At 57.3% G+C, this 5,058-nt stretch carries 2 tRNA genes and 3 rRNA genes; all 5 read right to left on the bottom strand.

The features are described from left to right. Nucleotides 1–19: 19 nt before the first annotated feature. Nucleotides 20–137: ribosomal RNA gene (gene rrf, locus AS151_RS04155) — 5S ribosomal RNA — on the bottom strand. Between the two features lie 94 nt (nt 138–231). Further along, nucleotides 232–3,109: ribosomal RNA gene (locus AS151_RS04150) — 23S ribosomal RNA — on the bottom strand. Between the two features lie 150 nt (nt 3,110–3,259). After that, nucleotides 3,260–3,335, bottom strand: a tRNA-Ala gene (locus tag AS151_RS04145). 15 nt (nt 3,336–3,350) lie between these two features. Further along, nucleotides 3,351–3,427 (bottom strand) — tRNA-Ile (locus AS151_RS04140). Between the two features lie 131 nt (nt 3,428–3,558). After that, nucleotides 3,559–5,045 (bottom strand): 16S ribosomal RNA (locus AS151_RS04135). The 16S, 23S and 5S rRNA genes sit together here with 2 tRNA genes alongside, the layout of an rRNA operon. Between the last annotated feature and the right edge of the window lie 13 nt (nt 5,046–5,058).

The following is a 5,058-nucleotide window of genomic DNA, read 5'->3' as shown; positions in this document are numbered from 1 at the left end:
CAACAATAAAAAAGAAGACTCCTGGCACCGAGCTATTTTCCCAGGCGGTTGCCCGCCAAGTATCTTCGCCGCTACCGCGTTTCACGTCCTAGTTCGGGATGGAATAGGCGTGGGTCCGCGGCGCTATCAGCACCAGGAGTCTTTTCTGTATGGGTTCGTGGTAGTAGCTAACAGAACCCAGAAAACTGCATAGTCCCTGTGGTGGCAGAAGCTTTTGCCAGCAGAGGAGGTGAGGTCAAGCCCTCGGTCTGTTAGTACGTCTCGGCTTAATGCATTGCTGCACTTCCACCTGACGCCTATCAACGGGTCATCTGCCCGTGACCTTACTGGCTTGCCGCCATGAGAGCACTCATCTTGAGGTGGGCTTCCCACTTAGATGCTTTCAGCGGTTATCCGCTCCGCACTTGGCTACCCTGCGTTTACCGTTGGCACGATAACAGGTACACCAGCGGTGCGTCCTTCCCGGTCCTCTCGTACTAAGGAAGGCTCCTCTCAATGCTCTTACGCCTGCACCGGATATGGACCGAACTGTCTCACGACGTTCTGAACCCAGCTCACGTACCGCTTTAATGGGCGAACAGCCCAACCCTTGGGACGTACTTCCGCCCCAGGTGGCGATGAGCCGACATCGAGGTGCCAAACCTCCCCGTCGATGTGAACTCTTGGGGGAGATCAGCCTGTTATCCCTAGAGTAACTTTTATCCGTTGAGCGACGGCCCTTCCACCTAGTGCCGCCGGATCACTAAGGCCTAGTTTCCTACCTGCTCGAGGAGTCGCTCTCGCAGTCAAGCTCCCTTGTGCCTTTACACTCGACGGCTGATTTCCAACCAGCCTGAGGGAACCTTGGCGCGCCTCCGTTACCTTTTAGGAGGCGACCGCCCCAGTCAAACTGCCCCCCTGAAACTGTTCCTTCCCCGGCTCACGGGTGAAGGTTAGAATTCCGGCCTCACCAGAGTGGTATCTCAAGGATGGCTCCAGTCTCCCCACAGGGAAACCTTCTTCGCCTCCCACCTATCCTGCGCAAGTGAAGCCCGAACCCAATTCCAGGCTACAGTAAAGCTTCATAGGGTCTTTCTGTCCTGGTGCAGGCAGTCCGTATCTTCACAGACATTCCTATTTCGCCGAGCCTCTCTCCGAGACAGCGCCCAGATCGTTTCGCCTTTCGTGCGGGTCGGAACTTACCCGACAAGGAATTTCGCTACCTTAGGACCGTTATAGTTACGGCCGCCGTTCACCGGGGCTTCGGTGGTCAGCTTCACCCTAAAGGGCTAACTGACGCCCTTAACCTTCCGGCACTGGGCAGGCGTCAGCCCCCATACGTCGTCTTTCGACTTAGCGGAGACCTGTGTTTTTGGTAAACAGTCGCCTGGGCCTCTTTACTGCGACCTCCTCTCGGAGGCACCCCTTCTCCCGAAGTTACGGGGTCATTTTGCCGAGTTCCTTAGAGAGAGTTCGCTCGCGCCCCTTGGTATACTCTACCGCCCCACCTGTGTCGGTTTCGGGTACAGGCATGTTGGATTTGTGGTGGGTAGGGCTTTTCTTGGAAGCGGGACCTCAGCCACTTCGCTCCCGTAGGAGCTCCCCATCGCGCCTCAGCTCGGAACGTTTTCGCCGCTCCTCTTCGCCTCGTACGCTTGGACCGGTAACCATCTCCCGGCTGACCTAGCCTTCTTCGTCCCCCTGCACCAACCCAACACGGTACCGGAATGTTGACCGGTTGTCCATCGACTACGCCTTTCGGCCTCGCCTTAGGTCCTGACTGACCCTCCGCGGACGAACCTTCCGGAGGAACCCTTGGGGTTTCGGGGCTAGGGATTCTCGCCCTAGTTTTCGCTACTTAAGCCGACATTCTCACTTCCCGCGCCTCCATACCTGCTTGCGCTAGCACTTCTCGGGCACGGGAACGCTCCCCTACCGCTGACTTGCAGCCCGCAGCTTCGGTAGATGACTTAGCCCCTTTCATTTTCGGCGCAAGAGCGCTTGACCAGTGAGCTATTACGCACTCTTTCAAGGATGGCTGCTTCTAAGCCAACCTCCTGGTTGTCTCAGCACTCCCACATCCTTTGTCACTTAGCCATCATTTGGGGACCTTAGCTGGCGGTCTGGGCTGTTTCCCTCTTGACGATGAAGCTTATCCCACACCGTCTTACTAGTGGCATCCACGACCGTATTCCGAGTTTGTCTCGATTTGGTACCGCTCTCGCAGCCCGCACCGAAACAGTGCTTTACCCCGGTCGTGTTTTTACCACCGCTGCGCCTAAACGCATTTCGGGGAGAACCAGATAGCTCCGGGTTCGATTGGCATTTCACCCCTAACCACATCTCATCCGCCAATTTTGCAACATTGGTCGGTGCGGACCTCCACTTGGTATTACCCAAGCTTCATCCTGGACATGGTTAGATCACCCGGGTTCGGGTCTATCCCTAGCGACTGACGCCCTGTTCGGACTCGCTTTCGCTGGGGCTCCGGTGCTGTACACCTTAACCGGCCGCTAGAGATAACTCGCCGGCACATTCTTCAACAGGCACACGGTCAGACGTTCAATCGTCCTCCCGCTGCTTGTAGGCTGACGGTTTCAGGTTCTCTTTCACTCCCCTTCCGGGGTTCTTTTCACCTTTCCCTCACGGTACTGGTTCGCTATCGGTCACCTAGGAGTATTTAGCCTTACGAGGTGGTCCTCGCTGATTCACTTGGTGTTCCACGGGCACCAAGTTACTCGGGATCCAGCCGGGTGGGTCCGGTTGTCGGCTACAGGACTCTCACCTTCTCTGGTGTAGGTCTCAGCTACTTCGCCTAACTTTTCCCATCCCTGGTGGCTGTCCCACAACCCCAAATGGCTTGCCATTTGGTTTAGGCTCTTCCCCTTTCGCTCACCACTACTTGGGGAATCGCTTTTGCTTTCTTTTCCTCCAGCTACTAAGATGTTTCAGTTCGCTGGGTTCGCTCGTGCTGAGCTATGAATTCACTCAGCCGTCTTTCGGGTTGCCCCATTCGGATACCTCCGGATCGTCGCTTGCTTCCAGCTCCCCGGAGCGTTTCGCCGGTAACCGCGTCCTTCTTCGCCTCTAGGTGCCTAGGTATCCCCCGTCAGCCCTTTCTAGCTTGACCTTCTGGTCTGCTGGTTCGGCTTCTGCCTTTTTGGCAACAGGTTCTATGCAGTTGTCTAGGTTCTGAACTGGACTCACAAGTCCAGCAGCCGCCCCCTCTGGAGCTGGTGCTGTCCTTTTTGCCCTCTTGGGTTCTTTCCCCCCACGACTCTGGTGGAAGTAAGCGGACTCGAACCGCTGTCATCTGCCTTGCAAAGGCAGCGCTCTACCAGCTGAGCTATACCCCCTTCCCCGAGTCTGGGTGGTGGGCCATCCTGGACTCGAACCAGGGTCCTCACCCTTATCAGGGGTGCGCTCTAACCAGCTGAGCTAATAGCCCGCGTCCGAACCCCACTATAGCTTGAAAGATTCTCCGGGTCAACCCGGAGCCCCACCCCAAAAGAACGACCTAGGAGTTCGGGCTGACTCCACCGACCTGCTCTCTCGGTGGTTCCCCGTAGGTCTCCCTGTAAAGGAGGTGATCCAGCCACACCTTCCGGTACGGCTACCTTGTTACGACTTCACCCCAGTCACCAGCCCTGCCTTCGGCGTCCTCCTCCCCTCAGGGTTGGAGTAACGACTTCGGGCGTGGCCAGCTTCCATGGTGTGACGGGCGGTGTGTACAAGGCCCGGGAACGTATTCACCGCCGTATGCTGACCGGCGATTACTAGCGATTCCGCCTTCATGCAGGCGAGTTGCAGCCTGCAATCTGAACTGAGGCTGGGTTTGTGGGATTGGCTCCACCTCGCGGCTTCGCTTCCCTCTGTCCCAACCATTGTAGTACGTGTGTCGCCCAGGGCATAAGGGGCATGATGACTTGACGTCATCCCCACCTTCCTCCGGTTTGTCACCGGCAGTCTCCCTAGAGGGCCCAACTGAATGCTGGCAACTAAGGACGAGGGTTGCGCTCGTTGCGGGACTTAACCCAACATCTCACGACACGAGCTGACGACAGCCATGCACCACCTGTGTCCGCGCTCCCGTAGGCACCCCCAAGTTTCCCTGGGGTTCGCGGCATGTCAAGCCCTGGTAAGGTGCTTCGCGTTGCATCGAATTAAACCACATACTCCACCGCTTGTGCGGGCCCCCGTCAATTCCTTTGAGTTTCACACTTGCGTGCGTACTCCCCAGGCGGGATACTTAACGCGTTAGCTTCGGCGCCGACCGGGTCGATACGGCCAATACCTAGTATCCATCGTTTACAGCCAGGACTACTGGGGTATCTAATCCCATTCGCTCCCCTGGCTTTCGTCCCTCAGGGTCAGGCGCGGCCCAGCAGAACGCTTTCGCCTCTGGTGTTCTTCCCGATCTCTACGCATTTCACCGCTACACCGGGAATTCCTTCTGCCCCTGCCGCCCTCTAGCTCCCCAGTTTCCACTGCCCCTTCGGAGTTGAGCTCCGAGCTTTGACAGCAGACTTGACGAGCCCCCTACGAACGCTTTACGCCCAGTAATTCCGGATAACGCTTGCCTCCTCCGTATTACCGCGGCTGCTGGCACGGAGTTAGCCGAGGCTTTTTCCTCAGGTACCGTCAGGTTTCTTCCCTGAGAAAAGGGGTTTACAACCCAAGGGCCTTCCTCCCCCACGCGGTCTGGCTCCGTCAGGCTTGCGCCCATTGCGGAAGATTCCCCACTGCTGCCTCCCGTAGGAGTCTGGGCCGTGTCTCAGTCCCAGTGTGGCCGTTCTTCCTCTCAAAACGGCTACCGATCGTCGCCTTGGTGAGCTCTTACCCCACCAACTAGCTAATCGGACGCGAGCCCCTCTCCCGGCGGCTGACCTTTTACCTCTCGGCGTATGGGGTATTAGCAGCAGTTTCCCGCTGTTATCCCCCTCCGGTAGGCAGGTTCTCACGTGTTACTCACCCGTCCGCCACTGGTTCCGAAGAACCCGTTCGACTTGCATGTGTTAAGCCGACCGCCAGCGTTCATCCTGAGCCAGGATCAAACTCTCCGTGGTGTATAGAAAGTTT

Source organism: Geitlerinema sp. PCC 9228 (assembly GCF_001870905.1).
GTDB lineage: Bacteria > Cyanobacteriota > Cyanobacteriia > Cyanobacteriales > PCC-9228 > PCC-9228.
Note: the sequence above shows the minus strand (reverse complement) of the source record. Positions and strands in the feature narration are given on the sequence as shown.